29 protein-coding genes are annotated in these 26038 nt (G+C 66.7%); 15 read left to right on the plus strand and 14 right to left on the minus strand.

Annotated elements, in window-relative coordinates:
- Positions 1 to 1428, minus strand: a 1428-nt coding sequence (locus tag AC16JP_RS07235; RefSeq protein ID WP_484339936.1) for a lipopolysaccharide biosynthesis protein, incomplete at its 3' end; no start/stop codon positions are given.
- Between AC16JP_RS07235 and AC16JP_RS07240 the strand changes: the two genes are divergently transcribed.
- The gene (locus AC16JP_RS07240) at positions 1406 to 2857 is read left to right on the plus strand and encodes an MFS transporter (protein ID WP_484339937.1); all 1452 of its coding nucleotides are present in this window, start codon (positions 1406 to 1408) and stop codon (positions 2855 to 2857) included. The genes AC16JP_RS07235 and AC16JP_RS07240 overlap by 23 nt on opposite strands.
- 6 nt (positions 2858 to 2863) lie before the next feature.
- Here AC16JP_RS07240 and AC16JP_RS07245 read toward each other — a convergent pair whose 3' ends face one another.
- Positions 2864 to 4432 (minus strand): aldehyde dehydrogenase (NADP(+)), encoded by a 1569-nt coding sequence (locus AC16JP_RS07245; protein ID WP_484339938.1) that lies wholly within the window; start codon positions 4430 to 4432, stop codon positions 2864 to 2866.
- A gap of 118 nt (positions 4433 to 4550) precedes the next feature.
- Between AC16JP_RS07245 and AC16JP_RS07250 the strand changes: the two genes are divergently transcribed.
- The 4 genes from AC16JP_RS07250 (at position 4551) to AC16JP_RS07265 (ending at position 8852) form a co-directional block, all read left to right on the plus strand.
- A complete protein-coding gene (locus AC16JP_RS07250; protein ID WP_484339939.1) occupies positions 4551 to 6803 on the plus strand; it encodes a xanthine dehydrogenase family protein molybdopterin-binding subunit in 2253 nt (750 codons plus the stop codon).
- Position 6804: 1 nt separating this feature from the next.
- Positions 6805 to 7818, plus strand: coding sequence for a ferrochelatase (gene hemH / locus AC16JP_RS07255; RefSeq protein WP_484339940.1), 1014 nt, complete (start codon positions 6805 to 6807; stop codon positions 7816 to 7818).
- 81 nt (positions 7819 to 7899) lie between these two features.
- On the plus strand, positions 7900 to 8622 hold the full coding sequence (gene phbB, locus AC16JP_RS07260) for an acetoacetyl-CoA reductase (RefSeq protein WP_484339941.1): 723 nt from the start codon (positions 7900 to 7902) through the stop codon (positions 8620 to 8622).
- Positions 8623 to 8648: 26 nt separating this feature from the next.
- Entirely contained in the window at positions 8649 to 8852 is a 204-nt protein-coding gene (locus AC16JP_RS07265) for a ribbon-helix-helix domain-containing protein (protein WP_484339942.1), read from the plus strand.
- Here the strand turns inward: AC16JP_RS07265 and AC16JP_RS07270 are convergent.
- The 4 genes from AC16JP_RS07270 to AC16JP_RS07285 are packed head-to-tail and all read right to left on the minus strand — an operon-like array spanning position 8830 to position 12198.
- Positions 8830 to 9348: an NUDIX hydrolase gene (locus AC16JP_RS07270; RefSeq protein ID WP_484339943.1), complete on the minus strand. Its 519-nt coding sequence runs from the start codon at positions 9346 to 9348 to the stop codon at positions 8830 to 8832. The genes AC16JP_RS07265 and AC16JP_RS07270 overlap by 23 nt on opposite strands.
- Positions 9349 to 9368: 20 nt before the next feature.
- Positions 9369 to 10607 (minus strand): acyl-CoA dehydrogenase family protein, encoded by a 1239-nt coding sequence (locus AC16JP_RS07275; RefSeq protein ID WP_484339944.1) that lies wholly within the window; start codon positions 10605 to 10607, stop codon positions 9369 to 9371.
- Entirely contained in the window at positions 10604 to 11662 is a 1059-nt protein-coding gene (locus AC16JP_RS07280; protein ID WP_484339945.1) for a phosphotransferase family protein, read from the minus strand. Before AC16JP_RS07280 ends, AC16JP_RS07275 begins: the two co-directional genes overlap by 4 nt.
- 5 nt (positions 11663 to 11667) lie before the next feature.
- The gene (locus AC16JP_RS07285; protein ID WP_484339946.1) at positions 11668 to 12198 is read right to left on the minus strand and encodes a hypothetical protein; all 531 of its coding nucleotides are present in this window, start codon (positions 12196 to 12198) and stop codon (positions 11668 to 11670) included.
- 192 nt (positions 12199 to 12390) lie between these two features.
- Between AC16JP_RS07285 and AC16JP_RS07290 the strand changes: the two genes are divergently transcribed.
- Entirely contained in the window at positions 12391 to 13170 is a 780-nt protein-coding gene (locus AC16JP_RS07290; protein ID WP_484339947.1) for a helix-turn-helix transcriptional regulator, read from the plus strand.
- A 50-nt stretch (positions 13171 to 13220) separates the two neighbouring features.
- Complete coding sequence (locus AC16JP_RS07295) at positions 13221 to 13598, plus strand: DUF4345 family protein (RefSeq protein ID WP_484339948.1); 378 nt, start codon at positions 13221 to 13223, stop codon at positions 13596 to 13598.
- A gap of 8 nt (positions 13599 to 13606) precedes the next feature.
- Here AC16JP_RS07295 and AC16JP_RS07300 read toward each other — a convergent pair whose 3' ends face one another.
- Positions 13607 to 13960, minus strand: coding sequence for a ribose-phosphate pyrophosphokinase (locus AC16JP_RS07300; RefSeq protein WP_484339949.1), 354 nt, complete (start codon positions 13958 to 13960; stop codon positions 13607 to 13609).
- 51 nt (positions 13961 to 14011) lie between these two features.
- Between AC16JP_RS07300 and hemB the strand changes: the two genes are divergently transcribed.
- The 4 genes from hemB (at position 14012) to dksA (ending at position 17961) form a co-directional block, all read left to right on the plus strand.
- Positions 14012 to 15007: a porphobilinogen synthase gene (gene hemB, locus AC16JP_RS07305; RefSeq protein ID WP_484339950.1), complete on the plus strand. Its 996-nt coding sequence runs from the start codon at positions 14012 to 14014 to the stop codon at positions 15005 to 15007.
- A complete protein-coding gene (locus AC16JP_RS07310; RefSeq protein WP_484339951.1) occupies positions 15004 to 16389 on the plus strand; it encodes a leucyl aminopeptidase family protein in 1386 nt (461 codons plus the stop codon). The genes hemB and AC16JP_RS07310 overlap by 4 nt, the downstream gene beginning before the upstream one ends.
- Positions 16386 to 17279 (plus strand): C40 family peptidase, encoded by an 894-nt coding sequence (locus tag AC16JP_RS07315; RefSeq protein WP_484339952.1) that lies wholly within the window; start codon positions 16386 to 16388, stop codon positions 17277 to 17279. The genes AC16JP_RS07310 and AC16JP_RS07315 overlap by 4 nt, the downstream gene beginning before the upstream one ends.
- Before the next feature lie 256 nt (positions 17280 to 17535).
- The gene (gene dksA / locus AC16JP_RS07320; protein WP_484340000.1) at positions 17536 to 17961 is read left to right on the plus strand and encodes an RNA polymerase-binding protein DksA; all 426 of its coding nucleotides are present in this window, start codon (positions 17536 to 17538) and stop codon (positions 17959 to 17961) included.
- An 89-nt stretch (positions 17962 to 18050) separates the two neighbouring features.
- On the opposite strand, the gene AC16JP_RS07325 is transcribed toward dksA, so the two are convergent.
- The gene (locus tag AC16JP_RS07325; protein ID WP_484339953.1) at positions 18051 to 18209 is read right to left on the minus strand and encodes a YdcH family protein; all 159 of its coding nucleotides are present in this window, start codon (positions 18207 to 18209) and stop codon (positions 18051 to 18053) included.
- Between the two features lie 276 nt (positions 18210 to 18485).
- On the opposite strand from AC16JP_RS07325, the gene AC16JP_RS07330 reads away from it, so the two are divergent.
- A complete protein-coding gene (locus AC16JP_RS07330) occupies positions 18486 to 18683 on the plus strand; it encodes a YdcH family protein (protein WP_484339954.1) in 198 nt (65 codons plus the stop codon).
- Here the strand turns inward: AC16JP_RS07330 and AC16JP_RS07335 are convergent.
- On the minus strand, positions 18673 to 18975 hold the full coding sequence (locus tag AC16JP_RS07335; protein ID WP_484339955.1) for a DUF167 domain-containing protein: 303 nt from the start codon (positions 18973 to 18975) through the stop codon (positions 18673 to 18675). The genes AC16JP_RS07330 and AC16JP_RS07335 overlap by 11 nt on opposite strands.
- Complete coding sequence (locus tag AC16JP_RS07340) at positions 18972 to 19868, minus strand: acyl-CoA thioesterase (protein ID WP_484339956.1); 897 nt, start codon at positions 19866 to 19868, stop codon at positions 18972 to 18974. Before AC16JP_RS07340 ends, AC16JP_RS07335 begins: the two co-directional genes overlap by 4 nt.
- Before the next feature lie 93 nt (positions 19869 to 19961).
- Between AC16JP_RS07340 and AC16JP_RS07345 the strand changes: the two genes are divergently transcribed.
- The gene (locus AC16JP_RS07345) at positions 19962 to 20720 is read left to right on the plus strand and encodes an NUDIX hydrolase (RefSeq protein WP_484339957.1); all 759 of its coding nucleotides are present in this window, start codon (positions 19962 to 19964) and stop codon (positions 20718 to 20720) included.
- Between the two features lie 25 nt (positions 20721 to 20745).
- Here the strand turns inward: AC16JP_RS07345 and AC16JP_RS07350 are convergent, their stop codons facing one another.
- The 4 genes from AC16JP_RS07350 to AC16JP_RS07365 form a co-directional block, all read right to left on the minus strand.
- Positions 20746 to 21423, minus strand: coding sequence for an O-methyltransferase (locus tag AC16JP_RS07350; RefSeq protein WP_484339958.1), 678 nt, complete (start codon positions 21421 to 21423; stop codon positions 20746 to 20748).
- 96 nt (positions 21424 to 21519) lie between these two features.
- Positions 21520 to 22782 (minus strand): Glu/Leu/Phe/Val family dehydrogenase, encoded by a 1263-nt coding sequence (locus AC16JP_RS07355; protein WP_484339959.1) that lies wholly within the window; start codon positions 22780 to 22782, stop codon positions 21520 to 21522.
- 32 nt (positions 22783 to 22814) lie between these two features.
- A complete protein-coding gene (gene rnk, locus AC16JP_RS07360; RefSeq protein ID WP_484339960.1) occupies positions 22815 to 23303 on the minus strand; it encodes a nucleoside diphosphate kinase regulator in 489 nt (162 codons plus the stop codon).
- Between the two features lie 184 nt (positions 23304 to 23487).
- The gene (locus AC16JP_RS07365) at positions 23488 to 24132 is read right to left on the minus strand and encodes a carbonic anhydrase (protein ID WP_484339961.1); all 645 of its coding nucleotides are present in this window, start codon (positions 24130 to 24132) and stop codon (positions 23488 to 23490) included.
- Between the two features lie 93 nt (positions 24133 to 24225).
- Here AC16JP_RS07365 and AC16JP_RS07370 point away from each other — a divergent pair, with 93 nt between their 5' ends.
- Together AC16JP_RS07370 and AC16JP_RS07375 are read left to right on the plus strand one after the other, a co-directional pair.
- Positions 24226 to 24708, plus strand: a complete 483-nt coding sequence (locus AC16JP_RS07370; protein ID WP_484339962.1) for a DUF6306 domain-containing protein — start codon at positions 24226 to 24228, stop codon at positions 24706 to 24708.
- A gap of 77 nt (positions 24709 to 24785) precedes the next feature.
- On the plus strand, positions 24786 to 25970 hold the full coding sequence (locus AC16JP_RS07375; RefSeq protein ID WP_484339963.1) for an acyl-CoA dehydrogenase family protein: 1185 nt from the start codon (positions 24786 to 24788) through the stop codon (positions 25968 to 25970).
- Positions 25971 to 26038: the final 68 nt, after the last annotated feature.

A 26038-nucleotide genomic window follows, 5' to 3' on the forward strand; every position in this document is an offset into this window, starting at 1 on the left:
CCTGTCTTCAGGTCCGAAGCCCCAGCGCCAGATCAGCACGCCGAACAACAGCAGGGTGCCGGGGATCGTCACCAGCATTTCCGGCAGTTCCGGAAGCGCCCTTGCCGCATAGCCGAACGCGAAACATGCTGCACCCGCCGCCAGCAGGCTCCACCGCCAGAAGCCGACGGGGGCGCCCAGCGCACGGCCAAGCAACCACTGCCGCGCGATGCCGGCAATCGCCAGCGCCAGCAGCAACGCCGCCGCAGCGCCGACGTCCCCCAGCCACGGAATCAGCGCAAGGCTGAGCACCCCCTGCAACGCCAGCCCCAGCGCCGCGATCAGCAGATTGGCCTTGGGTCGTGCGAAGATCAGCCCCATTTCCGGGATGCTGCTGGTGGCGGCGGCCAGTTCGGCGGTCAGCAGCAGCGCCATCACCAGCGCGCCGCCCGCAAATTCCGGACCGAACAGGCCCAGCACCCCTTCGCCGGGAAGCCCCAGCGCCAGCACCACCGGAATCTGGAACGCCAGCACCCAGAACCCCACCTGCCGCACGTGGCGCGCCGCTTCGTCGGGCCGCCCGGCCTTCAGCGCAACCGACAGCATCGGCGCCAGAATCGGGTCGAAGCTGACGCGGATCTTGCCGGCCAGCGTCGCCACTTGCTGCGCAACATAATAAACACCGACCACCTGCGCGTCGGCAAACCGCCCAAGCAGGAACACATCGAGGCGGCGCGTCGCCCATTCCACCAGATCGGCGCCCGCCAGCGGCAGATTGCGCACCGCAATCGCCTGCATCCGCGCAATCGACGGGCGCCAGCCCTGCGGCAACCCGAACAGCCGGTAGGCCGGCCAAAGCGACGCAACGACCGCCGCCGCCATCGACAGCGCATAGGCCAGCAGCAGGCCGTCTTCCTTCAGGGTGGTGAACGCCAGCACCGTGGCGGCGATCGTCAGCACCCATGGTTCGATCAGCGAGCGGGCGCGGACGGCTGCATCGATACGGTGGCGAAAGGCAAGCCCCGCCAGCGCCACATCCGACAGCGCAACCGCAGGCACGATCAGCGCCAGCCAGCGCTGGCCACCCACCGAAACGCCCGCCGGGAACATCAGGCCGGGAAGCAGCAGCAACACCGCCACACCGACGCAGCTGAGCAGCAGCGACAGCAGCAAGGCATCCGCCAGCGCGTGCGTCTGCGGCTGGTCGTCGTGCGCCATTTCCGCTGCGATGCCGCGTTTCAGGCCGATCACCGCGATCGCCGCCACGAATTCCACCACCATCGACGCATAGGCGAAGCGGCCAAGTTCACCGGCGCCATACAGCCGCGCCGCCAGCACAAGGAACGGCAGCCGCGCCCCAAGGCGCAGCAGGAAGCCGGCGAAATTGGTGCGGCCTCCCCGGGCCAGCGCCGCGACCGACGTGCCCATGCTCTCGTTTGTTGCAGGCATCTGCGCTGCCCCTAGCGCCGCCTGCACCTTTCCTGCAAGAAGTGAACCGGGAGAGAAAAATCAGGAAGGGGAGAATTTGCGGGTCAAGCTGAGCCACCTGCTCGCCTGGTGCGGGCCTTGTCTTCCTGTGTCCGCACTTGGTTTGCCGCTGGTGGTGTTTCTGCCGCCACACTATTCCGGCACACTGGGCCTGCCGCTGACAACCGTCGGTTTCCTGTTCGCGATCGTCCGCGTGATCGACATCCCGATCGACCCGATCCTCGGAGCACTGATGGACGACAGCCGCACCCGGCTTGGCCAGTTCCGGCCGTGGATGCTGGCGGGCGGGCTGGTGCTGATGGCGGGAATCTGGCTGCTGTTCATGGCGGCGCCCGGCGTTTCGGCGATCGGCGCCTTCCTCAGCCTGTTGCTGCTCTATCTCGGCTGGTCGATGGTCTATCTGGCGCAGACATCATGGGGTTCAAGGCTGTCGCCCGACTATACCGAACGAACGCGCATCTTCGGCTACTGGACGGCGGCCAACATGCTGGCGACGCTGATGGTGCTGCTGATTCCGCCGGCGCTGGGCAGGCTGGCGCCCGAACAGCCGCCGGAATTCGCCATCCACGCGATGGGCTGGTTCGTGATCGCCCTCATCCCGCTGACCATCCTTCCCGCAACAACGCTGGTGCCCGAAGGCACCGCCGACGCCGAACGCCACCGTATCCGCTTTGCCGATGTGAAACGCGTGCTGGCCGACGGGCGCATGCAACTGCTGCTGGCCGGAGACCTGCTGCTCTGCATCGTGCCCGGCATCACCGGCGCCCTGTTCCTGTTCTTCTTCACCATGGCGCGCGGGATGCAGCCGGCCTTCGCCTCGGCGCTGCTCCTGGGCTATTTCCTGACCGGCCTCCTCTCGGCGCCGCTCTGGATGAAGGGTGCGCACCGGTTCGGCAAGCACCGCATGGCGGGCGTTGCCGGGCTGTGGATGGGGCTGGTACAGCTTCTGGTCTGGGCGGTTCCGGAAAGCGCCCCGGTTGGAATCGCCATCGCGTTTCTGGCAGCCGGGGTTCCGATCTCGGCGCCGCCGTTCCTGCTGCGGGCGATGCTGTCGGATCTGGGCGACGCGCAAGAGCTTGACCGCCGGCGTGCAGGGATCACCGCTGCCGGCACCACCGGGCTGAACTTCGCCATCCTGACCGCCACCCAGAAGCTTGGCTATGCAGTGCCGCTGGCAATCACTTTCCCGCTGCTGGGGCTGATCGGCTTCGATCCGAAGCCCGGTGCCATCAACAGCGACGAAGCGATCGCCGGGCTGTCGTTCCTGTTCGTGGTTCCGCCGCTGCTGCTGTCTATCCTGGCGGCGCTGGTGATCTGGCGCTGGCCGATCACTGCCGAAGTGCATACGGCCATCCGCGAGGAACTCGCTGCACTGTCCGCCAGTAGCTGACCCCGTTCAGCGCCGCGCGCCGTTCAGACGGATGGGCACGCCTGCCGCCCCCATACCGCGCAGCGCTTCCGGCAGCAGGTCTTCCGGCATATCCTGATAGCAGACGGGCCGCAGGAAACGTTCGATCGCCAGCGTGCCGACCGAAGTGCTCCGCCCGTCCGATGTCGCCGGGAACGGGCCGCCATGCACCATCGCGTGCGTCACCTCGACGCCGGTCGGCCAGCCGTTTGCCAGAATGCGGCCTGCCTTGCGTTCGAGCACCGGCAGCAACAACCGGGCAAACGGATGATCTTCGGCATCGACATGGATGGTCGCAGTCAACTGCCCCTCCAGCGCATGCAGCACGGCCAGCATCTCGTCGATGTCGGCGCACATTACTGCAATTCCGGTCGCGCCGAACAGTTCATGCCCCAGCGACGGATCGGCCAGAAGATCCGCCGCCGACAGCCGGAACAGCCCGGCGCAGGCCGAAGTCGGGCCGTCCGCCGCCAGCCCGTCGGCTGCGTGGCTGACCGCCGGATGGCTGCCAAGCCTGCGCCTGCCTTCCTGATATGCAGCGTGGATATTGGCGGTCAGCATCGGCTGTGCGGGAACCTGCGCCAACAGGCGGCCCGCTTCGTGCAGGAAGGCATCGAACGCCGGTCCGGCAATCCCCAGCACCAGGCCGGGATTGGTGCAGAACTGGCCCGCCCCAAGCGTCAGCGAACCGACATAGCCGGCAGCGATCGCCGCGCCGCGCAGCCGCAGCGCCGCCGGCAGCAGCAGCACCGGGTTCACCGCCGACATTTCAGCATAGACCGGGATCGGCACCGGGCGCGACGCCGCAATCCGCATCAAGGCCGAACCGCCCGCGCGCGACCCGGTGAAGCCGACCGCCATGATGCGCGGGTCGGCCACCAGCGCCGCGCCGACATCGTTCGAGGTTCCCTGCAACAGGCTGAACAGGCCGGACGGCATCCCGCACTCGGCAATCGCCGCCAGAATCGCGGTTGCAACCAGTTCCGAGGTTCCGGGGTGCGCGGGGTGGCCCTTCACCACGACCGGGCAGCCTGCCGCCAGTGCCGAGGCGGTGTCGCCCCCGGCGGTGGAAAAGGCCAGCGGGAAGTTCGACGCGCCGAACACCGCCACCGGGCCTAGCGGCACCGTGCGCAGGCGAAGGTCGGGCCTGGGCGGCACGCGGCCGTGATCGGCCTCGTCGATCCGCAGTTGCCGCCAGCCGCCATCCAGCACTTCGCGCGCGAACAGCCGCAACTGGCCGGCGGTGCGCCCGCGTTCGCCCTGCAACCGGGCCGTCGGCAGCCCGGTTTCCGCCGCTGCACGTTCGACCAGTGCATCGCCCAGCGCCTCGATCCGGCTGGCAATTGCTTCCAGAAAGGCCGCGCGGTCGGCCAGCGGGCGGGCGGCGTAATCGGCAAAGGCGGTTTCGGCACGGGCGCAGGCGTCGGCGATGTCGGCCATAGTAGCTTCGGCGAACTGCGGCGCAGCGATCGCCTGCCCCCGCACCGGATCATGGGCGGTGAACCGCCGCTCCGATACGCGGCGTTCGCCGCCAATGAACAGGTCGCCGGTCAGCATGGCCAATGTTGCTCCGTCAGGGATTGCAGGATGCGGGGCCGATACCGCCGCGCCACCGCCCGAGGCAAGGCCGCATCCGGTCTGGCACGCGATCACTGCCCCATGCTAGAAAGCAGCCATGGCCGACTCTCCTGATGCGGTGCCGCAGCCGCGCGAAAAGCAAAAGCCCCGCTACCTGCCGTCGCGGCGTGGTTTCCTGATCGGCACCGGCGCTGCGATCGGGCTGGTGGTGGGCTATGCGATCTGGCCGCGCGATTACCCCGGCGGCATGACCGCGCACGACGGCGAGACGCTGCTTGGCCCATGGGTGAAGATCGGTTCCGATGGCCAGGTAACGGTGCCGGTGCCGCAGGCGGAAATGGGGCAGGGCGTCTGGTCGGGCTTCGCCCAGATCGTCGCCGACGAACTTGGCGCAGACTGGCGGCGGATGGCAGTGGAGCCGGCGCCCTTTCACCCGGCCTACGCCAACATGGCGATGGCGCGCGATGGCGCTGCCGGCCTGCCGCCGATGGTGCGCGGACTTGTCCGGCGGGTGGGCGAAGAAGTGGTGCGCCGACTGGACATCCACCTGACGGGCGGCAGCACCTCGATCCGAAGCTTTCACGATGATCTGCGCCTTGCAGCCGCCGAAGCGCGGCAGCGGCTGGTGGCGGCGGTCGCCCGCGAATGGGAGGTGTCGGCCGATCTGCTGGACACGCAGAACGGCCATGTCGTCTACAAGGCGAACCGCATGGCCTTTGCCGACGCGGTGAAGCTGGTCGACCCGTCGGCCGAACCGCCGCCCGCAAAGCTGCGGCCGGAAAAGTCGCGGCTGCTGGCCGGCCGGGCGCTGCCGCGTATCGATCTGCCGCCCAAGGTGGACGGCAGCGCGCAATATGGCGCCGACGTGCGGATACCGGGCATGGTGTTCGCGGCGATCCGGCACGGCCCGGTCAGCGGTCGGCTGAAGGCAGCAACCGCGCCCAAAGGCGTGGCGCTGGTGAAAGGCCCGAACTGGGTTGCAACCACCGGCCCGACCAACTGGGAAGCGCGCCGCGCGCTGGATTCGGTGAAGGCGGAATTCGTCGCCGAAGGGCGCGCCGCCGGGCCATGGATTGCCACCGAGCTGGAAAAGGCCGCACGCGGGACGGGCGGCAAGGCCGTCGCCGAACATGGCGACGTGGACGGCCCGCTTGGCAATGCATCCGGTGTGGTGACGGCTGAATACCGCCTGCCCTATCTGGCGCACACCTGCATGGAGCCGATGACCGCGACCGCCCGCATCGTCGGCGGACAGGCCGAAGTATGGGGACCGACCCAGTCGCTGACGCTGGCGCACTGGCAGGTGGCGGATGCACTGGGTGTGGATGCAAACGCCGTCACCATCTATCCGACGATGATGGGCGGCGGCTTCGGCCGCAAATCGGAACCCGACGCCATGGTCGAGGCTGTGCTGATCGCCAAAGCCGTCGGCAAGCCGGTGCAACTGACCTGGAGCCGCGAAGAGGACATCGGCTCGGACCGTTTCCGCCCGCCTGTTGCGGCGCTTATGCGCGGCAAGCTCGATGGCGCCGACATCGCTGCATGGGAGGCCCGCGTTGCGGTGCCGACGCTGGGCGCCAGCTTCATGGGCCGCAACGTGCCGAAATTCGCCGCGCCCGATCCGGAAAAGCCCAACGCCCACGACATCGAGGGACTGGACGAAACCCCTTACACCGTCGGCGCGTTCCGCGCGGTGCATGTGCCGGTCGCGCAGCCCGCGCCGCTTGGGTACTGGCGATCGGTCGGGCACAGTTTTTCCGGCTTCGTCAAGGAAAGCTTCATCGACGAACTGGCGGCGGCCGCAGGCGCAGACCCGCTGTCGTTCCGGCTGCGGCTGCTGGAAAACCAGCCGCGCCACGCCCGCGTGCTGCGGGCCGCAGCCGACGCTGCAAACTGGACCGAACCCGCGCCGAAGGGCTTTGCGCGCGGGCTTGCCGTCCATGAATGCTTCGGTTCGATCGCGGCGATGGTGGTGACGGCCGGGATCGTCGGCGGCCGGGTAAGGATCATCGAAGTGGCAAGCGCCATCGATTGCGGCCGGGTGGTCGCGCCCGACAGCGTCCGCGCCCAGTTGCAGGGTGCAGCGGTGATGGGGCTTTCGGCGGCGCTTGGCGAAGAAGTCACCTTTGCCGACGGTGAAGCCGAGCAACGCAACTTCCACAGCTATACGGTTGCGCGCATGGCCGACATGCCATCCCGCTTCGTCACCGTGCTGGTGGAAAGCGGCGAAGCGCTGGGCGGAGTCGGCGAACCAGGGCTGCCGCCTGCCGCGCCGGCGCTGGCCAATGCCCTGGCCAAAGCCACGGGAAAACGCGCACGAACATTGCCGCTGGCCGGGCTTTACGCCTGAGATGACCGTGCTTCGGAGTGATGCGCCGGGAACCGCCCGGCGCGTGGGGGTGCTGCTGGTCAATCTGGGCACGCCGGATGCGCCGGATACGGCGTCCGTCCGCCGCTATCTGAACGAATTCCTGTCTGACCGGCGCGTCGTCGAGCTGCCACCATTGCTGTGGCAGCCGATCCTGAAGTGCTTCGTGCTGACCGCCCGCCCGGCGCGGACGGCGGCAAACTACGCCAAGATCTGGGACCGCGAAACCAACGAAAGCCCGCTGGCGCGGATCAGCCGCGAACAGGCGCAGGCGGTGGCGGCAGCACTGGGGCCGGACATCGAAGTCGCCTATGCGATGCGCTACGGCAACCCGCCGATCGAGGCGGGGCTTCGCGCACTGGAAGGCAAAGGCTGCGACCGGATCTGCATCGCCCCGCTCTATCCGCAGTATAGCGGCGCAACGACGGGATCGGTGCTGGACGAGGTGTTCCGCTGCCTGCGCGGACGGCGCCACATGCCGGCCATACGCTCGGTCGCACCCTATTTCGACCACCCGGCCCACATCGACGCGTTGCGCGAATCGCTGAGCCTGCATCTGGGTGGCCTCGGGTTCGAGCCGGAACGCATGATCCTGAGCTTTCATGGCATGCCGCGCCGCACGACCGAGCGCGGCGACCCCTATCATGCCCAATGCCTGGCAACCGCCCGCCTGCTACGCGAAGCCTCGGGGATGGACGAGCAGCATATGCCGGTCGCGTTCCAGTCGCGATTCGGCAAGGGCGCGTGGCTGCAACCCTATCTGCTGCCGATGGTCGAGCGTCTGGCAGCCGACGGCGTGCGGCGGATCGCCGTGATGGCGCCGGGATTTGCCGCCGACTGCATCGAAACGCTGGAGGAAATCGACATGCAGGTGCGCGACGCGTTCATGGCCGCCGGCGGCACCCATTTCGCCGCGATCCCGTGCCTGAACAGCACCGAACAGGGCACCCGGATGCTGCACCGGATTCTGGCCGACGCACTGGCCGGCTGGGACTGAATATTCTCTTTCGTCCGCAGCTTGTGCAAGCCAAAGCTTGGCGGTAGCCTCACTCCTCAGGTCACCAAGAGGGAGGCGGACATGGCGCGTGTAGCACTTGTTACCGGGGGAACCCGGGGGATCGGCGAAGCGATTTCGCTTGGCCTGCAAGCGGCCGGATTCAAGGTCGCGGCGAATTATGTCGGCTCGGACGACCGGGCGAAGGCCTTCACCGATCGCACCGGGATCAAGGCGTGGAAATGGAACGTCGCCGACCATCAGGCAACGCTCGATGCAGTGGCGGCGATCGAGGCTGAACTCGGCCCGGTCGACGCCGCCGTGAACAACGCCGGCATCACCCGCGACGGCACCATCCTGAAGATGACCTTCGACGCATGGAAGGAAGTGATCGACGTCAATCTGGGTGGCTGCTTCAACGTCGCCAAGGCGGTGTTTCCCGGCATGCGCCAGCGCGGCTGGGGGCGGATCGTCAACATCGGTTCGATCAACGGCCAGGCCGGCCAATATGGGCAGGTGAACTATGCCGCCGCCAAAAGCGGCATCCACGGCTTCACCAAGGCGCTGGCACAGGAAGGGGCAAAGTTCGGCGTCACGGTGAACGCAGTCGCGCCGGGCTACATCGACACCGACATGGTGGCCGCCGTGCCTGCCGATGTGCTGGAGAAGATCGTCGCCAAGATTCCGGTCGGCCGCCTTGGCCATGCAGCCGAAATCGCCCGCACCGTGGTATTCCTCTGTGCCGAAGATGCAGGCTTCGTCACCGGAAGCACCATTTCGGTGAATGGCGGCCAGCACATGTACTAGGGCGTTCTGTCGCCCGCAGTTCACCGATGCTGATCAAAAGATCGTTCACCATTCAGGGCCACCGCACGTCGGTGGCCCTTGAAGCGGAATTCTGGGCCGCATTCGATGCTGCCGTCGCCGCCGATGGGCTGACACCGACCAGCTGGCTGACGCGACTGGATGAAGCCCGCAGCACGCCCCTTGCCAGCGCCATCCGGGTGGAGTTGCTCAGACGAGCGTCAGCAGCATGAGCAGCCGCGTGTCGATCGCGCACCCACGCGCGCGGGCGGCAGCCAGAAAAGCGGCAATATCCGCCAGCGGCACCAGATGCGTGGTGATCCCCTCAGAACCGACGCCGCCGCCCGCCCCGGTGCGCTGCAAGCCGGTCGCGCGGAAGAAATGGAAGCTTTCGCCAACCATTCCCGGAGAGGAGGCGAATTCGCCGATGGCTTCCCAGCAATCGGCTTCATAGCCGGTTTCCTCGAACAGTTCCCTTCGCGCCGAGTGCAGGGCTTCCTCGCCCTCGGTTTCGTCGCCGACGAGGCCGGCTGGAAACTCGATCGCCGAGCGTCCGAGCGGCGGCCGGTATTGCTCGACCAGCACCACTTCACCGGCGGCGGTCAGCGCAAGAACCACTGCCGCCTGCACAGAGCGCACGCGCTTCACATATTCCCAGCGGCCGCCATCGCCATAGGGAACGACGTGCATTTCCAGGAACTGCCCGCACCAGGCCGGCGTTCCAGTCATCGGTCCGCCCTCGCCCGCGCTCAGGAGGCAGGCTTTACATAGGGGACGGGCAGCCCGTCAGCGCGCGGCGTCGCAGCAAATTCCGAACCGGCGCGCATCAACTGCCGGCCGATCGCATATTTGTGCACTTCGGTCGGCCCGTCATACAGGCGGAACGGGCGGATATCGCGGTAGATCATCTCGACGACGGTTTCGTCGGTGACGCCGATGCCGCCCAGCACCTGCACGCAGCGGTCGACCGTCTGGAACAGCCGTTCCGAGATTTCGGACTTCGCGATCGAGCTTTCGTGGCGACCCTTGGCGCCCTGGTCCATCGCCCAGGCGGCCTGCCAGATCAGCAGCCTGCTTACCTTCAGATCGATTTCATTCTGCGCCAACTGGAACGAAACACCCTGATGTTCGCCCAGCGGCTTGCCGAACGCGGTGCGGGTGCGGGCATGGTCGATCGCGATCGACTGCGCGCGCGACGCAGCACCCAGCCACCGCATGCAATGGGTCATGCGGGCGGGCGCAAGGCGCATCTGCGCATAGCGGAACGCTTCACCCACCTCTCCCAGCACGGCGTCCGCCGGCAATTGCAGATTGTCGAAGCGGACGACGCCATGCCCCTCGACATAGTTGCGATCGATCGAGTTCATCGTCCGCTCGATCGAGATTCCCGGCGTGTCGCCGCGGCAGAGGAACAGCGTCGGCCCGTCCGGCCCGTGCGTGTTGGGTGCGACGCGGGCCATGATGATCCATGTCCGCGCGCCATGGGCGCCGGTGATCAGCCACTTCAGGCCGTTGATGCTGTAGTTCCGGCCATCGAAGCGGGCTTCGGTCTTCAGTTGCGCCGGGTCGGCGCCGGCGCCGCCCGGTTCGGTCATGGCAAAGACCGACCGCTGGTGCCCCTCGACCACCGGACGCAGGAACTCCTCGGCCTGGTCCTCGCGGCAGATCTTCGACAGCAGGAACATGTTGCCCTCGTCGGGCGCGGCGCAGTTCATCGCCACCGGACCAAGTGTCGACCAGCCAGCAGCCTCCAGCACGACCGCCGTTTCCATGTGGCCAAGGCCCATGCCGCCGAATTTTTCCGGCGTCTGGATCGAGAGCAGGCCAGCCGCGCGCGCCTTTTCCACCATTTCCTGCCGCAGCCCGTCGGTCGGGCCGTGCTGGGTCAGTCGCGAATCGCGTTCATAGGGAATGATCTCGTCGATGACGAAGCTGCGCGTGCGTGCGGCGAGGGCTGCAAGTTCGGGCGTCAGCGAAAAGTCGATCATGCAAATTCTCCGGACTGGTCGAGTGCTTGCGACAAGATGGCGCAGGCGATGGTTTCGAAGCCCGCATAGCGCGGGCCGGCAAGCCTTCCCTGCTGCCACAAGCGATAGAGTTGCATCCAGGCCGTCGCAAGCCGCAGGCGTGCCAGCCCCAGATACCAGCCAAGATCGGCGGGTGCGCCGCCCGCTGCGCCGCCATAGGCCGCGACCACCGCCGCGCGGCCCGGCCATCCCGGCACCAGCGAGGGGACGGCGTTCAGCGCATGCGTCGGCGGCGGGTCGGATGGTTCGATCCAATAGGAAAGCAGCACCGCAAGATCGAACGCAGGCGGGCCTAGCGTGCCCATGTCCCAGTCGATCATGGCGGTGGCGGAACGGCGTTCCGGATCGATCAGCAGATTGTCGAACTTGGCGTCCATGTGCAGCACGCGGGCGGCGGTGTCGGCCGGCATGCTGCGGCCAAGCAGATCGACAAGCTGCCCAAGCATTTCTGGCGCGCTTTCGCCAAAGGCCTGTGCTGCGCGCCGTTCCCAGCCGCGAAGCTGCCGCTCGGCAAAGCCAGTCGGCCTGCCCAACACCGCGATCTCCGGCAGGCCGGTGTCGATCGCGTGCAGCGCCGCAAGCGCACCGCACAGCGCATCGACCAGCCAGCCGCTGTCGGCGGCTGCCATGCCGGCGGGCAGGCTGCCGCCGATGGCGATGCCGGGCCGCCACTCGATCAACTGAAACGGAACACCCAGCACCGACGCATCGGCACAGAATGCAAGCGCGCGTGGCGCCAAGGCAAACATCGGTGCCAAGGCAGAAAGCACCCGCGCTTCGCGCTGCATATCCGACGCCCCGTGCGCAAGCGCGCCCGAAGGCGGGCGGCGCAGCACCGCAGGCTTCCCATCGACTGCAACCAGGTAGTTCAGATTGGCAAGCCCGCCGGCGAACTGGCGCGGCGGTTGCGGCAGGGAAAGACGAAGCCCCTGCGATTGCGCCCAGCGCTGAATGGCACCCCAATCCTGCGGCAGCGGATCGGCGCGGAACGGGTCAGGCGGCGTGGCCTCAACCATCGACGCTACTGCTTTGGCGGCTTTCCTTCGTCGGCCGGCTTTTTCGCAGTCTCTTTCGGCGGTTCGGGCTTTAGCGGTTCGGCCTTCATGGTTTCGATCTTCGGCGGCTCGGGCTTTTTCGGTTCCGGCGCCACCTGCATCGCGGGCGATTCCACGGCAGGTTTCGCCGCTTCGGCCGCAGGCTTCGCCTCGGCTGGATTTATCGCTTCGGCGGGTTTGGCTGCCTTCAGCTTCCGGGCCGAACGGACGACGCCGGAAAAGGCGCGCGGAAGCGAAAGCGCCGCATCATTGCCGCTGACGGTGATGCAGTTGCCGCCAAAGAAAGCCCTCGGGCAAAGCAACCAGCGTTCCCCGTCGATGGTGCGAACCGACCGGGGCGAAAAGGTCATGTTCGAGCTATCCCGATCGAGGGAATAGCGTGCGCCCTGAAAATTGCGCTGGCTGAACATCGCAATCTCGGCGCTGGCGGATGTCCCGCCAAGCAGCAGCATTGCCATGCACGACACGGCGATGGCGGGCGGCAGGCTGATCTTCATCCGTTACACCTTTGCTCGGGCAGGGCACATCCCGCACTGCAACCTGCATCCTGCCAACTTTCCCCCGCACCTTCAACCAGTCGCTCTTCAACCGGGCGTCGGCCGCACTTGCAATCTTGCGTTGCGTGCGTAAGCAGGGGGCGGTCCCCGCCGGGTGGAGAGTTCCGGAACGGGGTAGTCTGGGAGTGGTCTATGGTCGAGCCTGGCTCGAACCTGAAGGAACAGGTGGCGCAAGTCACCGTCATGTCGGTCAAGGATATCCGCCCCGCGGCCGAAGCGCTGCGAGACATTGCATGGAAACGCGCCAGCTTCCGGGTAGCCGTCGCCGACAACATCGCCAGCAAGACCCCGCTGATGGACGAGGATGGCGCGATCCTCGCGCCGGAAGTGTTCGGCTGGAACGGGCCGGATGAACGCTGGTGGGCCGACAGCCGGATTGCGCTTTCCTCGCCGCTGCCGCGCGCCTGCCGCTACGAAAGCGAACCCTTCTGGGTGAACGCCGACGGGTTCCGCACCCGGCAGCCTAACCGGTACCTCGAAGCAATCGATCTCTCGAACTTCGAAAAGCGCGCGTTCTGCCGGTCGGCGATCGTCATTCCGGTGCACCTGCCGTTCGGCCAGATCGGCATCGCCACGTTCGGCATCACCGATCGCCTCGACCTGACCGCCGAGCACGAAGAACATGCCGACGATCTGTATCTGCTGACGCACCGCTTCCTTGCGGGCTGCGTGAAAGCGCTTCGCACACGGCAATGGCTTCCCGCCGACTGCCAGCTCACCAAGCGCGAAGTCGAATGCCTGCGCTGGGCGTCGATCGGCAAGACCGACAAGGAAATCTCGATGATCCTTGGCCGCAGCCACGCCACGGTTCGCTTCCATATCCAGAACGCCGGCGAAAAGCTGGATGCGGTGAACCGCAGCCAGACCATCTTCAAGGCGGCGCAACTGGGGTATCTGGGCTACGCAGCCTGACCCGTCAGCCGGAACGCAAGGGAACGCACGACATGCAGGGGGATCGCATCATGAAGACCATCTTTCGCCTGATGATCGTGCTGGTCGGGCTGTTCAACGTCATGGTCGGGCTGTCGTTCCTGCTCGATCCCGCCGGCATGGCGGCAAAATTCTTCCTGGTGCCGCAGGGGTCGCAGGGGCTGGCCACCGTACGCGCCGACTTTACCGCCTTCTTTCTGGCCGCCGGGCTGTTCGCGCTGGTGGGGGCATGGCGGGCGGACCCTGCACCGCTAAGGGTGCCGCTGCTGCTGATGGCGGTCGCGCTGTTCGGGCGCACGGTAAGCCTCGTCCTCGACGGTGTTGCGCCCACCGCCTTTCCGCCGATGTTCGCCGAAGCCGTGATGCTGCTGATCCTGCTGGGGGGGATGCAGGTGTTCCGCCGGGCCTGACCGGGCGCCTAGCGCGCCTGCTGCGCCCAGAAGTCGAATGCCTGCTGCTGCTGTTCGTGCACGAACGCCGCCGCCTCGGGGCCGACGAACAGGCCCTTCCATTCGCCCTGCGGCAGCGACAGCCACCAGCCCTGCCCCGGAAGCCCGTCTGACGCGCGCACGACGAGGCTTGCCAGTTCGGGCCGTTGTGTCGCGCGCTGGCGGCTGTCCACCTCGGACAGGGCGGCGCAGAGCTGCCCCACCTGAAAGCGCTGAAACGGCATCCCGAACCACTGGAACACTGCGCCATAGCTGACGGCCTGCGCGTTCGACGCCTTCAGGATCAGCAGGGCTTCCAGTTCATCGATCGGGAACAGCGGCATCGCAACGTCGAGGCTAGCGCGTGCGGCCCGCGCGCGCTACAGGCGCCTGCGATGAGCATCGGGAATTTTCCGCAGACGCGGATGCGCAGGCTGCGCCGCGCCACCTGGTCGAGGGCGATGGTCGCAGAGACCGGCCTGTCGCCCGCCAACCTGATCTGGCCGCTTTTCGTGTGCGAGGGGCGCGACACCAGCGAAGCCGTCGGCACCATGCCGGGGGTCGAGCGCCATTCCGTCGATCGGCTGCCCGCCCTCGCCCGCGAGGCCGAGCGGCTGGGCATTCCGGCGATCGCGCTGTTCCCCAATACCCCGCCTGAACGGCGCACCGCCGACGGAGCCGAGGCGCTGAACCCCGACAATCTGGTCTGCCGGGCGCTGAAAGCGATCCGCGACAGCGGCGCCAACGTCGGCCTGCTGGCGGATGTCGCGCTGGACCCCTACACCAGCCACGGCCACGACGGCCTGATCGACGACGACGGACGGGTGCTGAACGACGCCACCTTGGACGTGCTCGTCGGCCAGTCGCTGAACCAGGCCCGCGCCGGCGCCGACATCATCGCTCCTTCCGACATGATGGACGGGCGCGTCGGCAAGATCCGCTCTGCACTCGAGGCCGAGGGCCACACAGACGTGCAGATCATGGCCTACAGCGCCAAATATGCCAGCGGCTTCTATGGGCCGTTCCGCGATGCGGTGGGGGCCGGCGGCTATCTGAAGGGCGACAAGAAAACCTATCAGATGGACCCGGCGAACGCCCGCGAGGCGCTGCGCGAAGTGGCGCTGGATATCGCCGAGGGCGCCGACAGCGTGATGGTCAAGCCGGGGCTGCCATATCTCGACATCGTTCGCCGCGTCGCCGAACGGTTCGAAGTGCCGGTGTTCGCTTATTGCGTTTCAGGTGAATATGCGATGGTCGAGGCAGCTGTCGCAGCCGGCATGCTCGACCGCGACCGTGTGGTGATCGAACTGCTGACCGCCTTCCGCCGTGCAGGCGCGTCGGGCGTCCTTACCTATCATGCGCTGCACGCAGCCCGGCTTTTGAACGGATGACCGGGTTCGACCGCCTGCTGGCCCCCGATCAGGGCGGCCCGGCAAGCCAGATCCACCTCGTCGGCACAGACGGTTTCGCCGCCTTCCAGGCCGGGCTTGGTGAAACCGCACGCGCGGCCGTTGCTGCATCGGGCTTTCGCGCGCGTGAAGATACCGCCTGCTTCCTGCCAGACGGCGCAGGCACCGGCTGGTCGCTGGCGGTCGGGCTGGGGGAACGCAAAACCGCCGGACGCTGGACGCTTGCAGCCGCTGCCGCGCAGCTTCCCGAAGGGCGCTACCGCATCAACGGGCCGGTGCCGGCGGTGGCGCTGCATGGCTGGCTGATGGCGCAGCACCGCTTTGGCCGGTATCGCCGCGCCGACGACGAACGCGGACCACGGCAGTTGCTGGTATCGGATCCCGGCCCGATCGATCGCGCGCTTGGCGATGCACGGGCGACGGCGCGCCTGCGCGACATGATCGACACCCCGGCCGAAGACATGGGCCCGGCCGACATCGAAGCCGAAGTGCAGGCGCTGGCACAAGCCACCGGCGGGCGGCTTACGGTCGAACAGGGCGACGCGCTGCTGGCGCACAATTTCCCGGCGATCCACGCCGTCGGCCGCGCATCGCCGCGCCAGCCGCGCCTTGTTGCGATGGACTGCGGCGACGAACGGCACCCGCTGGTCGCCATCGTCGGCAAGGGCATCTGCTTCGATACCGGCGGCCTGAACCTGAAGCCCGGCACGTCGATGGGGCTGATGAAAAAGGACATGGGGGGCGCGGCCCATGCGATCGCGCTTGCCCGCATGGTGATCGAACGGCGGCTGCCGGTTCGCGTCAGGCTGGTGGCGGCCGCCGCCGACAACGCGGTCGCGGGCGGGGCGATCCGTCCCGGCGACGTGATCGCCACCCGCAAGGGCCTGACCGTCGAAGTGGGCAACACCGACGCCGAGGGCCGGCTGGTGCTTGCGGATGCGCTTGCCTATGCCGCCGAATCGGCGCCCGCCCTGATTCTGGATTTCGCCACGCTGACCGGCGCTGCCCGGGTGGCGCTCGGCCCGGACCTTCCCGCCATGTTCGCAAACGACGACGCGCTGGCGCAGGCGCTGCTCGATGGCGGTGCCAGCCATGACGACCCGGTCTGGCGGCTGCCGTTGTGGCAGCCCTATCGGCGGCTGTTCCGTTCCGCGATCGCCGACTTGAACAACAACGCCGAAAGCGGCTTTGCCGGGGCCATCGTCGGCGCGCTGTTTCTGCAACGGTTCGTGCCTGCCGACGTGGCATGGGCGCATTTCGACATTTACGGCTGGAACCCCACGCAAAGGCCGGGCCGCCCCAAGGGTGCTGCGGCGATGGCGCTGTTCGCGGCGCTGGATATGCTGGAAAGACGATTCGCATGAACAGAACCAGCCGCATCACCGGGCCGCGAACCGCCGGGCCGATGTCGCCGCTGGACCCGCGCGACCATGCGTGGCGTTCCGATCTTGCCGACATCGCGCTTGCTTCGCAGGTGGCAGTGCCCTGCTACGTCGAACCGCTCATCCGCGAGGCCGCGCGCCAGACGGCGGTGTTTTCCTCCGACGATGTATCGGCGCCCGCTGCATCCGAACTGCTGCCCGGCGAACGCTTCGCAGTGCTGGACATCGGCCATGGTTTTGCGTGGGGCTATTCCCTTGCCGACAATTATGTCGGCCATGTGCCCGAAAATGCCTTGCAGGCGCCGGCAAGCGGCGACACCGGCCGCATCGGCCCCGGAGACGCGCTGCTGTTCCGCGAGCCGGCGATCCGCGCCGCTGTCGCCGGAACACTGCCCCTCGGCGCGCAGATCCATTTCGAGGACGCCGATGATCGCTTCGTGCGGATCACCGCCGGTGCCTTCGCCGGTTGCTTTCTGCACCGCCGGCACCTGCTGCAAGCCGATGGCACCGCCATCGACTGGGTAGAGGTGGCGCTGGGCTTTCGCGGCGCGCCGTATCGCTGGGGCGGCCGCAGCCGGGCCGGGATCGATTGCTCGGGCCTGATTCAGGTTGCGCGCCAGGCTGCCGGTTTCCGCTGCCGCCGCGACAGCGACATGATCAGTGCCGACGCCGAAACCGATGTAACCCCGGCCGACGCCCGGCGCGGCGACATCGCCTGGTGGCCCGGCCACATCGGCATCCTGCTGGATGGCGCAACCCTGCTGCACGCCAACGCGTACTGGATGGCCTGCGTCGTCGAGCCGCTGGCCGACGTGATCGGCCGGGCGGAAGCCACGGGCGGCCCGTCTGTCCCGCGCATCAGGCGTTTCTGAAGCGCAACACCCACGGTAATTTCGCCGCAGGCGGCAGGCACTTCGCTTGCCCCGCGCCCGCCCCTCGGCTAATGCCCGCGACGGGACGGGAAGGATGCGCCCGAAAGGCCATCCCCCCATTGTGAGGCTGCCGACGGCTGCGTAGCGCGAAGCAGGTGGACAACCACAAGCGAGCGAGGCCGACGGAGCGCGAGGGAGTTTGTTCGTGACGGAATCCGTAAGACAGTCGATCAGTTCCGATACCCCGGACCATATAATGAACTACGACGGTCTGGCCCTGCCGGCAGACTATGTCCCGACCGAAGCCGAGCCTTTCATGAACGACCGGCAACTGGCCTATTTCCGCACCAAGCTGCTGAAATGGAAGGAAGACATCAAGGCCGAAGCCAAGGCGACGCTCGACTCGCTGAAGGAAGGCCCGATCCAGGAGCCTGACCAGACCGACCGCGCATCGTCGGAAACCGACTGGGCGCTGGAACTGCGCACACGCGATCGGCAGCGCAAACTGATTTCGAAGATCGACTCCGCCCTGCGCCGGATCGACGAAGGCGAATATGGCTATTGCGAAATCACCGGCGACCCGATCTCGTTGCAGCGGCTCGAAGCACGGCCGATCGCAACCATGACGCTCGAAGCGCAGGAACGCCACGAGCGCGAGGAGCGTTCCTCTCGCGACGACTGATGCTGAACTGCTGGAACGGCGGCAAACCCGCGCTTCCGGCCCGGTGTAGGCCACCGAACCGGAGCGCACCGTTCACGCCCGCATGAGGACTATGCCCCGCGCTGGATTTCCTCTTTCACTTTCAGCTTCTGCCGTTTCAGTTCGGCGATCACGGTCGTGTCTGGCAGCGGGCGGTTCATCTCTGTGTTGATCTTCCCGTCGAGCAGTGCGTGGCGGGCGTTCAAGGCTTCGAGATGGGCGCTGGCCATGATGGCGGATCCTTTCCTGATCGCATTCCTGCCAAGCCGGCCCCGGCCTGGCCAAAGGCAGTAAATCACGCTTTGCGGGGCTTGTCAGCCTTGCCGCGACATTCGGCTTCCGACCCCACATGTGGTGCGACAATGCTGCGCACAGCCGCCACATGCAGGAGCGCGGTGCCAAATCGAAACCAGCCCGGTCCGAATCGGCTTCTCAGGTTGACGGCGGCTTCCTGTTTGCGCCATGTCGTCGGCCATTCGGCAGCCGGTGCGGGACATTTCTTCAGCATGGACGAGACGGAGCTTAGGGCAAGGCTGCACGCGCTGACGCTGGAGCACCGCGACCTCGACGCTGCAATCGACGCGCTGTCGCGCTCGTCGAGTGTCGATGTGCTGCAGGTCGCCCGGCTGAAAAAGCGCAAGCTTCGCCTGAAAGATGAAATGTCGGCAATTCAGGACCTGCTGATCCCCGACATCATCGCCTGACATCCGGTTCCGTCAGTGCAGCGGGCAGGTTGCCGCCGACGATCCGCACCCGCTTCCAGCGCGCGTGCGCACCCGAAACCAGCGCAACATCGCGCCGCGCGACGCCGAAACTGACGGCAAGAAACCCCAGCAGCCGTTCGGTCGCGCGCCCGCCTTCGGCTGCCGCCGCCACCTCGACCAGCAGCAGCCCCGCCTGCACGCCGCGTATCCGGTCGGCGCGCGCGCCGGGGCGCGCTTTTACGTTCAGCAGCCAGTCGTCACCGTCGCGGCGGATCGCGGGTTCGTCGCTCATGCAGGCCGGCGTCGGCGCAGCAATGCCTCCTGCACGACGGTCGCCACCAACCGGCCGTCACGGGCATAGATCAGCCCGCGCGCAAGGCCCCGCCCGGCCTGCGCCGAGGGGCTGTCGGTCTGGAACAGCAGCCATTCGCCGACATCGACCGGCCGGTGAAACCACATCGCATGGTCGAGGCTCGCCATGAAAAGGTCCGGGCCAGGGCCGGGCAGCGTGTGCGACATCGCCGCCGTTCCCGCCAGCCAATAGTCCGACATCCACGCCAGCAGGCAGGCCTGACGATCGGGCGTTGCGCCGCCGCCGCTTGGCACACGCATCCAGATCGACCGGCGCGGTTCGGCCCCCTCGACGAAGGTGAAGCTCGACGGCTCCACCGGCTTCACTTCGACCCGCCGCTCGGTCTGGCGCCAGCGGTTTCGCAGCCAGTCCGGGGCGTCGATATCGGTGGCGTCGGCCAGTTCCTGCAACGTCTTCAGCGATTCCGGGCCGGCGACGCCGGCGGGCAGCGAAGTCTGGTGGTCGAAGCCTTCCTCTCCGGCGTGAAAGCCGCATTCCATGTGGAAGATGGGTTCGCCTTCCTGAATGGCGATCACCCGCCGGGTTGAAAAACGCCCGCCATCACGGGTGCGATCAACCTGAAAGATCGCCGGCACATCGGCGCGGCCCGCGCGCAGGAAATAGCCGTGCAGCGAATGCACGGCGCGGTTGTTGCCGATGTCGCCCACCGTCCGTGATGCCGCCGTCAGCGATTGCGCCAGCACCTGCCCGCCGAACAGCGCGCCGTTGGCATTGCTCTGATTCAGGTGGTTGCGGAACAGGTCGCGGTCGAGACGTTCGAGCGTCATCAATTCGGGCACGCTGTGGCCATCCCACTCCTGAACCTGCTGCATGCGCGTCTCCTCGTGCGTCGGACTGTTGATGAAATCGTGCCTCGCAGGATTGACCGGTTGCGTAAAGCCGTCCGCTGCGGCGATGGTGGGCGAATGCACAGCCCAGATCCCGCCGGCGCCATTCCTGCCGCCACCGTCATCATCGCCCGCGACAGCCGGGCGGACCTCGAGGTTCTGGTCATCGAACGGGCCAAGGGCATGGGCTTTGCCGGTGGCGCAATCGCCTTTCCGGGCGGCAAGGTAGACCAGACCGACCTGCCCGAAGGCGCCGGTTTCCTGCACTTCGACGGCATCGAACGCGACTGCGCGATCGCACGCGTGACGGCCGCGCGCGAAGCCTTCGAGGAAACCGGCATCCTGCTGTCGGCCGGAACCGCCGTCGATGCCGATGCACGCGCCCGGTTGCGCCCGGCATCGGATCAGCACCTGATCGGATTCGCCGACCTGCTGGCGGAAATCGGCCACCGGCTGGATGCAGCCAAGCTGATCCCGTTCGCCCGCTGGCTTCCGCCGCACGGGTTGCACAAGCGGTTCGATACCCGCTTCTATCTGGCCTCGCTGCCGGACGGAGAGGAAATGATGGCCGACGGCCACGAGGCAGTGCACGCACGCTGGGCGCACCCGGCCGATCTGCTGGCCGAGGCCGACGCCGGCAAGATCAGCCTGCTGTTCCCGACGCGCTGCAACATCGCCCGGCTGGCGCAGTTCGAAACCGTTGCCGCCCTGCTGGCCGACGACACCCCTGCCCCCTTCGTGCAGCCGGAAATCGGCGGCGATGGCTGGCTGACCATCCCCGAAGGCATCGGCTATCCCTACCGGCGCGAACGGCTGGAAGGGCTGCGCCGCGAATAGCCGGGCCGAACGCAGCGCCAAACCGTCAGCGGCGGCGCGCGACCAGAATGCCGTCCCAGCCCTTCACGCCCACCGTCTGCAACGCGGACGCGTCGAAGCGCCGGTCGGAGCGCATCGCGGCATAGAGGCTGCGCGTGCCCGTTACCGCCGGGTCGTCGCTGTGTTCGTCGAGGATGGCGCCGCGCCGCACCACATTGTCGACGATCATCAAGCCGCCGGGCCGCAGCAGGGTGCCCGCCCAGTCGGCATAGGCGGCGTTGTTTTCCTTGTCGGCGTCGATGAACACCATGTCGAAGGCGCGCCCGCCGGCGCCAAGATCATGATCGACGAGCGTCGGCAGAACATCGAGCGCGGCACCGACATGAAGGTCGATGCGATGCGTCAGACCGGCGCGCGCAAAGTTCGCGCGGGCAACTTCGGCGTGGCGCGGATTGGCTTCGATCGTCACCAGCTGGCCCCCATCCGGCAGCGACCGCGCCAGCCAGATCGCGGAATAGCCCGCCAGCGTGCCGATTTCGAGGATGCGCCTTGCTGCAACCGCCTGCGCCATGATCGCCAGAAACCCGCCCAGCATCGGCGATACGTCGATCTGGGGAAGGCCCGCCGCGCGCCCGGCGCCAAGCGCCTGTTCGAGGATCGGGTCGGCCGGCAGAAGGTGCAGCGCCATCCAGCGGTCGACTGCGGCGAAACGATCCTGATCCATCGGTCTATCCTCTCGGGGTGAACATAACCCCATGCACCGCGCACAGAAAGGGGGAGGAACGGTCGGCCCCTCCCCCTTTCTGTTCAGGCGGTCAGGTCAGGATGCGGCGAAGAACTGCTGCGTGCCGTGCGCCTCGATCGCTTCGGCCAGCCGGCCAAGCGCGTGCACATAGGCGGCGCTGCGAATGGTGATGCCGTGCGTCTTTGCGCGCTCCCAGATCGCCCGCCCCTCGGCTTCCATGCTGCCGCGCAGACGGTCGTGCACTTCGCCGACGGTCCAGTAGAAGCCCTGCCGGTTCTGCACCCATTCGAAATAGGAAACCGTGACGCCACCTGCATTTGCCAGAATATCTGGCAGCACCACGACGCCCTTGCGTTCCAGGATTTCGTCGGCTTCGGGCGTGATCGGCCCGTTCGCCAGTTCCAGCACGACCTTCGCCTTCACGCTGTCGGCGTTGCCGGCATGGATCAGGTTTTCCATCGCTGCCGGCACCAGAATGTCGCAGTCGATGCCGACAAGTTCGTCGGGGTCGATCGCCTTCACGCCATCCTGGCCGACGAGGCTTGCAAGCCCCGCACCCTTCTTGGCTTCGATCAGCTCTGCAAAGCCGATGCCTTCCGGCGCATGGATCGCATGCCGCGAATCCGACACCGCGACAATCTTGTAACCAACATCATCAAGCAGGCGCGCAATGTGTGTGCCGGCATTGCCGAAGCCCTGGATCACCACCCGGCCACCCGGCGCGACGCCCAGTTCCTTTTCCAGATGCCTGATCAGATAAAAGCCGCCGCGTGCCGTTGCGTCGTCGCGGCCCAGCGAACCGCCAAGCGCAATCGGCTTGCCGGTGATCACGCCCGGCGTCACCCGGCCGACGATGGTTGCATATTCGTCGGCCATCCAGCCCATGATCATGGCGTTGGTATAGACATCCGGGGCCGGAATATCGCGCTCCGGCCCGATCATGCTGGAAAACGCCTGCATATAGGCGCGCGACAGCCGTTCCAGTTCGGCCTTCGACAGCTCGCGCGGGTCGACCTGCACCGCGCCCTTGCCGCCGCCATAGGGCAGATTCATCACCGCGCACTTGAACGTCATCCAGAAGGCGAGCGTTTCCACTTCGTCGACATTGGCTTCCGGATGGTAGCGGATCCCGCCCTTCGTCGGCCCACGGGTGTCGTCGTAACGGCATCGCCAGGCCATGAACGATTTGCGCGATCCGTCGTCCATGCGAATCAGCAAACGGGTTTTCACCGTTTCACGCGGATATTTCAGCTTTTCGAGGACGTCCGGGTCGATCGACAGGTGATGGGCTGCATCATCGAGTCGCGTCAGGGCCTGGTCGAGCATGGTAGAAGTCATGGATACTCCGTCAAACTGGTCTTCGTCGTTGGTCAATCCCGGCTGGCCGACTGGATCACCTCCACGATCTTCAACTCGCGCTCATGGCCATCGCGGTCGGGCCACAGGATGGATTGCCCTTCCCTTAGCCCGATGAGACCCGCGCCAACCGGAGTGAGGATCGATATGCGACCAGCCGAGATATCGGCGTCCTTCGGATAGACCAATTGGTAGCTGTATTCCTTTCCGCTCGCCTCGTCGACGAAACGGACTGTCGCATGCATTGTAACAATATTGCTGGCTATGCGGTCGGCACTGTGAACGTTCGCGCGCTCAATCTCGGTCAGCAGCAACTTGCTGACTTGCGGCAGCCGCTCCTCGATGCTGATGGCAAGGCCTGCAAGGCTGTCGGCCTCGGTGTCGATCATGTGAATCGGCGGCCGACGGGTCGGCTTCTTCGCTGTCATGATGCTGTGCTTTCCTGTTGAACCGCGCGCGGGCGGCTGATCGTTCTGCGCTGTCGTGGTGCGTGCGGCGGCCATCGTCGTGGCGCTCGCTGTCGATGTGGGGTGCCCCGAGTTCGGGGCAAGGTCGCGCCGGAACCCGGGGCTACGCGCCCGAGATGGTCTGCCCTCCGACGAGGCAAATTCGCTTGATCTGGCGCTGATTCCGCATCCGCCAATGATGGTGTCGCAGATGCCTCAAGTCAAACGCTGAAGCCGCGAATCAGCCTTTCGGGCCGGAAACCGGCGCGCAGACCGGCTTCAGCAGGCCGTCGGCGACCGCATAGACCCAGCCGTGCAGCACCAATTCGGCGCCACGATCCCATGCGGCGCGCACGAACGGATTGGCCGCCAGCGCTTTCACCTGCTCGCGGACGTTGCGTTCGCAAAGCGCGTCGGCCTCGGCACTTGTTGCAGGTTCGGCGCAGGGGTGGGCGTGGTGCAGGGCGCGGATCGGCGCGATCCAGCGCCCGATCGAATCCGCCGTTTCGGCCTCCATCGCCGCCCGGATGCCGCCGCAGCCATAGTGGCCGACAACGATCACATGCGCCACTTCCAGTGCTTCGATCGCGAACTGCAACGCGGCCGAGAAGTTCGGATCGTCGGCGATGGCAAGATTCGCGACATTGCGGTGCACGAACATTTCGCCCGGATCGAGATCGACGATCTCGGTCGCGGGAACCCGGCTGTCGGAACAGCCGATCCAGAAATAGCGCGGCTGCTGCTGCCCGGCCAGCCGCTGAAAGAAGCCGGGATCGATGTCGGTGCGCGCTGCTGCCCAGGCACGGTTACGCAGCAACAGCGGCGCGAGGCCCTGTTCCCCCTGCTCGGCGCCGAAGTCCGCCGTCCTGCTGCGGTTGCCTGTCATGCTGGTTGTTCCCCTTTTTTCCTTCGTGTGCGTAGAATGGCCCGCAGCCGAACCCCAATGCGCCCGTTCGGCCATCCTGAAAAGGCCGGAACCTTGGAAAACGAACCATCTTCCCCCGCCTGTTACGCTGCAAGCGCCGACGACGCCTACATGGGTTATGCCAGTCGCGACGAAATCCTTGGCGCCCTGAACGAATTGCTTGAGGCCGAGCGCGCCGGGGCGCGCGTGGCGCTGGCAAGCTTCCGGCTGGACGCGGATGCCGCTTTCGGTGAACTGATGCACGCCGTCCGCCTGGACGAGTCGCGCTGGTGCGCGATGCTGGCGCGGCAGATCGGGCGGCTGGGTAGCGCGCCATCGGGCAGGATCGGCGATTTCCGCGACAAGGCACTGGCAATCGCCGACCCGTGGGAACGGCTGGCGTTCCTGAATCGTGGGCAGGGCTGGGTCGTCCGCCGGCTGGAAGCCCTGCTGCCGAAGATCCGCGACGACGCCCTGCACCACGACCTGAAGGATATGCTGGACTGCCATCGCCGGAACATCGAACAGGCAAACGGCCTGCTGCGCCAGCGCGGCTGACCGGCGCGCGAATTGCACCAGCACAGGCCTTCGCCTAGGAATCCACAAAGGCACCAGCAGCACCGGAAAGGCGACAGATGCCCGAAATCAGCCACGACGGCGGCATGGATCGCGACATATTCGAGGCATTTGTCGAACAGCTTGATCGCTATGTCCGCGACCGGCTGATCCCCGCCGAAGCCGAGGTGCTGGAAACCGATCGTGTGCCGGCGGAAATCCTTCGCGAAATGCGCGAACTGGGGCTGTTCGGAATCACCATTCCGGTGGCCTATGGCGGCTCCGGCATGAACGTCTCGCAATATGTCGAGACGATCCGCCGTCTGGCCTATGCGGCGCCCGCCTATCGTTCGGCGATCTCGATCGGGGTCGGCATGGTGACGTCGGCGCTGAAAAACGGCGGCACCGAGGCGCAGAAATCGCGCTGGTTGCCGGAACTCGCCTCTGGCGCGATCGCCAGTTTCGGCCTTACAGAACCGGGTTCGGGTTCGGATTCGGCCGCACTGCAAACGCGTGCCGTGCGCGTAGAGGGCGGCTATCGGCTATCGGGCACCAAACGCTACATCACCAACGCGCCGCAGGCACAGATCGCGCTGGTGATGGCGCGCACCAACACGGAAAATCTGCCCGGCAACGCCCATGTCTCGGCGTTCATCCTGCCCATCGGCACGCCCGGCCTCTCGATCGGCAAGGCCGACGCCAAGATGGGCCAGACGGGCGCGCTGATCGCCGACATCATGCTGGATGATGTGTTCGTGGCCGATGAGGGCCTGCTGGGCGGCGTCGAAGGCAAGGGCTTTCAGCACGCCATGAAAAGCCTCGACAATGGCCGCCTCTCGGTTGCGGCGGCGGCCACCGGCTATGCCGAACGCGCTCTGGATGCGGCGCTTCACTATGCAACCGAGCGCAAGGCCTTCGGCGAGCCGATTGCCAGCTTCCAGTTGATTCAGGCGATGCTGGCCGACAGCAAGGCGGAAATCTATGCCGCCCAGTGCATGATCGCCGACGCCTGCCGCCTGGCCGACACCGGACGCCGGGTGACGATCGAGGCGTCGGCGGCAAAGATGTTCGCGTCGGAAATGTGCGGCCGCGTCGTTGATCGGGTGGTGCAGATCTTCGGTGGCGCCGGTTATCTGCGTGAATATCCGGCCGAACGCTTTTTCCGCGATGCGCGCCTCTATCGCATCTACGAAGGCACGACGCAGATTCTGCAACTGGTGATCGCCCGCAACATGCTGAAAGAGGCTGGCACCGCGATCCGCTAGCCGCAGCCCCAGTATTCGGCGGCCATTGCGGGCATTAGTCTGCCAAACGGGTTGAAAATCCTGCCCGA

Source organism: Sandaracinobacteroides sp. (genome assembly GCF_057137845.1).